Genomic DNA, 6,710 nt, shown 5'->3' with positions numbered 1-6,710 from the left:
GGATCTATTCGCTTTATATCTCCCTATAAAAATAAAATCAAACAAATCATCAAAATCAGCGTAATCAGTGTTCCAAGACAACCGCCGAAGGCGATACCTACGCTTAGGACATCGCCGCCATTGACTCGAACTCCTGCTTCCTGTCGCGGTACTCTTCCATGGTGAAGTTGTATACCACGGAATCGCGTTTGTTCTTATTCGCCACAAAGTGACAGGCATGAATGTAAGGTTCTGCAATATTCAGTTTATCCAGCGGCGTTACTACCAGTAGCTGCAGGTTCAGCTGGCCGCAATATTCCATGAGATAGTGACTCTTTTCAGGATCCAGTTTACTGAAGGCTTCATCCACCGTGATGAAGCGCAGGCTGCGGTGCTGGCGGTTGGCTTCATTGATACCAAACTGGTAGGCAATAGCGGCGCCCAGGATGGTGTAGGTGAATTGTGCTTTTTCACCACCGGAAAGACTGGCAGTATCTTCATAATATTTGAAAGCCTTATTGTCTGCTACATAAAATTCTTTTGCACCGAAGTCGAGCCAGTTGCGTACATCTGTTACTTTGCGCCGCCATGCTTCATTTTGCTGTAGTTCCGTGATAAGCAGTTTGATGTTTTCAAACAGCTGGTCGCCGTAAGCTTCATCTTTTTCGAGATGATACTTAAAGGAATCCGGTACTGCGTTGCTCAGTTTTTCTTTGAAGTTACGGATCTCCACATCGCGTACATGCCGGCATTCCAGCTGGAGGTAGGTATCCGGGTTTTTATTGAAGGTGATGTTGCGTAACGGTTCGTTCAGATCTTCCATTACCTCGCGGATAAGATCTTCCTGTCCGTATATCCATGCCCGGTAGTTGGTGATGGCATTGAGCATACTGGTGTCCATATATTTACGGAACCGTTCCTTGTGCTCAATGAGCCGCTGGAATTTAATGCGCTCATACAGCGCGGTAAATTCATCCAGGTATTTCACATGCGGCTGGAGGTCGGTTACATCGCCCAGCCAGTCGGGGAAGGTGTCGTGAATGGCTTTCGGCGGCATTACAAAGGCCGCCAGCTGCCGGGTGATTTCCGCTTCTTTTTCCGCGGAGAGACGCATGGCATCGTGCAGGGTGGCCTGCATATTATCATTGGCGCGTTTACGGTAGGAGGCCAGTTCAATGGTGGTTTCAGCCGGTTCGGTCAGCGACAGGTCGGAAAGATATTCCAGCACGTATTGAAGTGAAATATCGTCCAGTTTGTTCACTTTCAGTTGGTTGAAATGACGTAGCTTTTCTGCGGCTTTGTCATCCAGGCGGCCCTTTTCCTGGAGCTTCGTTTCCTTTTCTTTTTCTTTCTCCTGTATTTGCAGTACCGCTTCGTCCAGCTGATCGCAGATCACCTGGTATTTATCGCTGGTTTTGAGCAGCGCCGCTTTTTCACGGGCGAAAGATTCAATAACGCCGGCATGGGTTTGCCAGTTGATTTCGCTGTAGTTATGCAGCGAAAGCAAGGCATTCAGCAATGCATTGATATTTGCAATGGCTTTCCTGCTATCTTCCAGTTTAGAAACGCTATGCTGCAGCGTTTCAATATTGCTGTTGCATTCATCCTGTTGTTCTTTTAACAGGCGTAATTTATTTTTATTGTTCCATCCCAGTACATAATTATTTTGCTGGGAGCGGTTGGGGCGGTCATCTTTTTCGTGGCGTGTAGCCTGCCGCGTTAGCCCGTTGGAAGTAACCGCTTTCCTGCAGCGGTTAAACACGGCCATGTCGTCGGTACAGGTATAGTCAAACTGGTCGAGCAGCTGGCTTTGCAGCCATTCTTTGAAGATGGTGCCCGGTTTGATCTCTATTTTTTGTAAGAGGCTTTCTTTTTCAGAAGGCATCCGCAACATCGTATAACTCTCCTCTTCTACTTTGTGGTATACGAGGCGGGTTTGCAGGTTGTTGGAGTTGATATAGCGGTTGATATCCAGTATATACTCTTCCGGCACGAGGAGACGCAGACCGAAGTTATGCAGTACTTTTTCGATGGCGTTTTCCCAATGGAGTTCCGCATCTTTTACCCTGATGAGTTCACCGGCAAAAGGCAGGTCATCTTCCTGGATGTCCAGCATATTTGCCAGCTGCTGACGGATACGGATCAGTTCATACGGAATATTATTTTTCCGGTGAAGGAAGGAATCTATTTCCTCTTCAAGTTTTGATATCTGAGATCTTTCCGCGGCCAGGCTGCTTTTATGATGAAAAATTTCTTCCTGTAATGTTTCCAGTTGTTTATCGTGCGCTGTTTTCATTTGTTCAGCGCCGGCAATATTTTCGTGGAACTGTTGTTCATCGGGGTTGGGAGCCAGTTCCAGCCGGTCTGTGAGCATATTGTATTCTTCCATCTTATTACGTTTGGCCTCCATGGCTTTTTGTTCGTAGTGGATGGATTTTTCAATAGAGCGCAGTTGTTCGTCTACACTGTTATTCGCCTTCTGCGCTATCAGTTCGTCTTTGCGCAGGTGAAGCGACTGGAGTTGTTCGTTGATGCCCGTGAGATGGCGGGTAGTTACCTGTTGTTCTTTTTGTAAAGATTCCAGTTCTCTTTCCAGGATATCTTTTTCCTGTTTATTGAACCATGAAGGGAGGAGATCCTGGAGCATTTGCAGTTCCCGGTTCCTGTCCTGCAGTTGTTGCCAGGATGCACGGTTTTCGATGATGGGCTCCAGTAGTTTCAGCTGGGTTTCATCTTTCTGGATAGCGCGGTGACTGGTGAGTAAGCTATCATAGTTTTCGCGCAGTTTCAGAAATTCGCTTTCGCTGTCTGTTTCTTCCAGCATCTGTCCGCGGATAAATGTGTTCAGATCGCCGAGTACCTTGATACCAACGGTTTGGTTAAAGAGCGACAGGGCCTTTTCACTTCGCAGTCCGAAGATGTTGCTGAACAGTGCTGCGTATTCCTTAAAGCTGTCGGTGATCTCTGTTTTTGGAAACTCAAGGCGCAGTCTTTTTTTCCAGTCGCCTTTCACATCAAATTTGCCGTTACCGAAATGCTCGTTGATATTGAGTTTATGTGGCGAAACGATGAACTGTCGTTTCATTTCACCGGAGTACCATCTTACCTGTGCCAGTGTGATCTGGTGCATGGTAGCCGCATTGTAAAAATAGGCCAGCAGCACAGAGTAGGGATTGTTTTCCTTATGACGCAGCTGGTCTGTTTTTGACTGTTGGGATTCTTCGGAGAATGTTTTACCGTAGTAGCCCCAGAAGTAGGATTCTTCTCCCCTGTCGCGCCGTTGTTCCGTACCGGACGATTGATTATAAAACCTTTTGCCGGATGGTACCAGCAATGTCAGAAGGGCATCGATCAGGGTGGTTTTACCGCTACCGTTTGCGCCGGTGAGCAGGGAAGTATTTCCGTTGGTATTAACGCGATATATTTTATTGTGAAAAGTGCCCCAGTTGTATATTTCAAAATATTGCAACCGGAATCCACTTTCTTTTGAATCACTATTGAACAGGGTGGACATGCAGTTTTAATTTTGATTTTATTTCTTCCAGTTTCTCGTTATTCACCAGTGCTTTGATGATCCTTTTTACCTCGTATTGATGCAGTTCCTTGTTGGCAGCGTCCTCCCGGGTAGTTTTCAGCACGCCTACATTTAAGAGGCTGTTGATAGGTTTGTTGAGATCTTTCAGCAGTTTTGATTTGTTGTGTCGTTCTTTGAAGAAGAGTGCGAGTCTTTCCTTGATTTCTTTCTGCGTCATAAAAAGACGGGTACCATTGCCCTGGATATCAAATTCATCGAGGGCTTCCCGGAGTACAATGCATAGCAGTGTGGCTTCGTAAGTGAGCCGGGTTTTGCGCATGAGGCGTGGCAATGGCTTATCGGTGGTATCATCTGTTTCGGGTTGAACGATGCGTGCAAACCCGTCGGATTCATTTATCACCAGTTGTAAGCCTGTTTGCTGCAGGTATTTGCTGAGTTCTGTTTGCCATCCCAGCAGATCTTTCCAGTAAGATTTATCTTCTTCGTATACAGGTCCCTGCATGAGTTTTAGAAACACGTGTGCAAAGGGAGATATATTTTTCTCGGCCATGATGTTAGTTTTGTGAATTTGTGAACAGTACCATGGGCATATTGATGGTACGGCTGCCCAGCGTTACCGGATCCGGGGTTTCCAGGATGATGTGGTGGGCCGACTGGCTGGCGATGGAAAAATAGGTAATGAGTTCTGTGAGCCCTTTTTCGGCGCCATAAATTTCTACCAGTTCTTTCAGGCTTACCTGCTTTTTGTTTTCCAGTTGTGTGGAGATGCGGTCTTCCAGCAGGGTACGGTCTATATTAAAATGGTTGAACAATGCATTCAGGTCATTATCGTCAAACTCGGTACCGCCCATTCCTTCGGGAAATTCCACTTCGATGTTGGGTTTTTTCTCTTCCGCCATATCCCATCGGTCGAGGAGGTCTATTTCAGGATCGCTTTCTATCTCTATAAAAAATTCCTCACCCGGCGGATTCTCCAGCGATTGAAAGGCCAGTTGCCTGATATCGTTGATCAGTTCCAGGGCTATCCGGCGATCGGTAAGATTGTTTTCGCTGAGTACGCGGCTGAGTTTATCGCTCAGTTTTTTGTTGGCATCAATTACTTTTTTACCGGAGGCGTGGAGGAATTGTTTAAGTTTTTTTAAGAAGCGGTCATTTTTATATTCGATGTTCCGTTCTTCGAGCAGGGTGTAGAGCTTTTCGATCATGTCGCGCATTTCCTCCTGTTTATGTTCGTCCATGAGGAATTGCCAGAAAGAGTAAAAGCTTTTGCCCTGGTCTTTTTGGCGGAGGGCTTCGAAGGAGTCGAGCGTATAAGCCAGCAGGGCGCCTTTCGCGATATCTCTTTCGCTTTGTTTGCGGTAAATTTCCTGGGTGATCTGTTCAAAGTTTTGTTCTACTTCTTTGAAATCGCTCAGGAGCTCGCGCGACATGCGGTTTACATCGTAGAACCTCTCCTTGATCTGGGTATCGTCGAACACCTGTACTTTACCGGTGATGGTAATGGCTTTTATTTCCTGTTCTATTTCATATTTTTTTTTCTCCAGTTCCTGGATCCTTTGTTCCGGGTTTTTATTGCTCTGGTCTATCAGCTCTTTGAGTTTGGAGAAGATGTCTTTGAAGCGGCTTTCTGTGCCCACAAACTCTCTTTTCTGGAGGGTAGATACCCAGTGCATTACTTTTTCCATGTCGCTGCTCAGCTCATGGATATCCAGTCCGTCGTCATCGGGGTATTTGCGGAGGAAGCCTTTATTGCTCCATTGATCGATATATTTCCTGGCTTTCACATCATCGTGTTCCAGCAGGCTGGTAGCGTCTATTTCATCATCTGTGGCGCGGTAGCCGGTTACGCCGAGGTAGTCGGATAAGCGGGTTACCAGTTCCACATTGGAAATGGTGGTATGGTTTTTTTCCTTGAATGTATAATGAAAAAATGACAGCATCATTGGCGCGCTACGTGCCCGTAGTATCTTGAGGGTAACTGACTGGGCATATAGATTACATAATTGGTCATACGTCATGGGTGTAAAAATACGGAATTACGTATTACAAAGTGAATGCGTTTCCGGTTGGTTTTACATTACATAAAGTCCGTCCTGCCGTGGTTGTACGGGGGCGGGCACCGGTTCGTCTCCCAGGAGCTGGATCACGTTGATCTCAATGGTCCGGGAGATGCTGTCGAGCGGAATGGCCAGCGGTTGAAAATCAAAAGGATCCATGAGGGTAATGCCGTTCAGGTGGGTAACGTGGAATACGAAGCCGAACATCCATCCAAAGGGAATGGCCCATGCGCCGATGGATTCTGTCATCATGAGTGTATTCATGATCACATAAAACCAGATAAACATCTTTGTAAAATATAAATAGCTGGGGGGAAATACGGTGTTCCTGATCCTTTCCGACTGGCCCATATAATCGCAGAACTTTACCAGGAGCTGGTTCAGTTCTATGAAAGTAAAGCCGTCGATGCTACCGGAGTTCTTTAATTGTTGCAGATCGCGGGTTTGGAGGTTCAGGATGGCATTGGGAATATTATTTTGTTTTTGTACTTCTTCGATTTCCCCGGTGGTGAGGTAACGGGTGTAGTAATCATCGGGCCGTTTGCGCAGCACGGTTTTAAGGGCATAAACGAAGGCCAGGTGCCGGTAAATCATGTGCCGGGCCAGTGCTTTGGTTTCCGGTGATGCATCCTGGGAGGGATAATTGAGTATAGATCTGCTCCAGGTGCGGGAATCATTTACCAGCGCTCCCCATATTTTGCGGGCTTCCCACCAGCGGTCGTACGCCTGGTTATTATTAAAGCCGATAAAAAAGGCAATAGCGGTACCCAGCACGGTAGATACGGCTATAGGGATATTAATATGTGCTACCAGCCAGCGCGAATCGAGGAAATATACCAGGGTACAACATCCGAGCAGCATGAGATCTACCTTCCAGGTAAAGGAAAAGATCTGGCTGAGCGATAGTCTTTGTTTCAGCAGCATATATTTTTCTTTTTATGGGCTACTGTAAATTAGGCTATCCGGATTTATCCTGGCAAATTCCAGCCGTTTTTTTTTAACAAGGGTTACCGGATGCGGGCGCTTATAACAATAACGGGTACACGCAGTAAAGGTTTAGCCACTGGCATGAAATACCGCCTGTTTTTATCTTTCTAAAAAATATTTTTCGCTCAAAGATATTAGAAACCAACTATTTA

At 46.3% G+C, this 6,710-nt stretch carries 4 protein-coding genes; all 4 read right to left on the bottom strand.

Translation table 11 applies throughout. The features are described from left to right. Positions 1-103: 103 nt before the first annotated feature. The 4 genes from VN105_RS02920 to VN105_RS02905 are packed head-to-tail and all read right to left on the bottom strand — an operon-like array spanning position 104 to position 6,495. Complete coding sequence (locus tag VN105_RS02920) at positions 104-3,493, bottom strand: ATP-binding protein (RefSeq protein WP_325637748.1); 3,390 nt, start codon at positions 3,491-3,493, stop codon at positions 104-106. Then, the gene (locus VN105_RS02915; RefSeq protein WP_325637746.1) at positions 3,474-4,064 is read right to left on the bottom strand and encodes a DUF4194 domain-containing protein; all 591 of its coding nucleotides are present in this window, start codon (positions 4,062-4,064) and stop codon (positions 3,474-3,476) included. Before VN105_RS02915 ends, VN105_RS02920 begins: the two co-directional genes overlap by 20 nt. Positions 4,065-4,068: 4 nt before the next feature. Further along, the gene (locus VN105_RS02910; RefSeq protein WP_325637744.1) at positions 4,069-5,532 is read right to left on the bottom strand and encodes a DUF3375 domain-containing protein; all 1,464 of its coding nucleotides are present in this window, start codon (positions 5,530-5,532) and stop codon (positions 4,069-4,071) included. Between the two features lie 54 nt (positions 5,533-5,586). Continuing rightward, complete coding sequence (locus VN105_RS02905; protein WP_325637742.1) at positions 5,587-6,495, bottom strand: bestrophin family protein; 909 nt, start codon at positions 6,493-6,495, stop codon at positions 5,587-5,589. Positions 6,496-6,710: the final 215 nt, after the last annotated feature.

The sequence above is a fragment of the Chitinophaga sp. genome (genome assembly GCF_035564935.1).
Lineage (GTDB): Bacteria > Bacteroidota > Bacteroidia > Chitinophagales > Chitinophagaceae > Chitinophaga.
The sequence above is the reverse complement of the archived record's forward strand: the minus strand, read 5'-3'. Positions and strand labels throughout refer to the sequence as shown.